Source organism: Vibrio sp. OPT46 (assembly GCF_015163535.1).
Lineage (GTDB): Bacteria > Pseudomonadota > Gammaproteobacteria > Enterobacterales > Vibrionaceae > Vibrio > Vibrio alginolyticus.
Genome location: NZ_JADDYG010000858.1, coordinates 1 through 273, shown reverse-complemented (window position 1 = coordinate 273; position 273 = coordinate 1). Strand labels below are relative to the sequence as shown.

Below are 273 nucleotides of genomic sequence, written 5' to 3'. Positions count from 1 at the left end.
AAACACAACGTGAGTTTTCTCCACTTCACGAACGTGAATGATCTTTTAGTACGAAGATAGACAAACAAAAGGGTTGAGATTTTCGTCTCAACCCTTTTCCTTTTCAGCGCTTAACGTTACTAATAGCGAACGTTAAACCGGATTATCAATATCGATAAACTCCACATGTAGGCCGTATTCATCCGCTAGCCATTTGCCTAAGGCCTGAACACCATAACGCTCAGTAGCATGATGACCTGCAGCAAAGTAATGAATGTCCATTTCACGAGCAGT

General features: G+C 41.8%; 1 protein-coding gene. It reads right to left on the bottom strand.

All coding sequences use genetic code 11. The annotated features are described in order from the left end of the window. Positions 1–132: 132 nt before the first annotated feature. Positions 133–273: Nif3-like dinuclear metal center hexameric protein (locus IQR33_RS30470; protein ID WP_193844289.1), on the bottom strand; the 141-nt coding region annotated here is incomplete at its 5' end.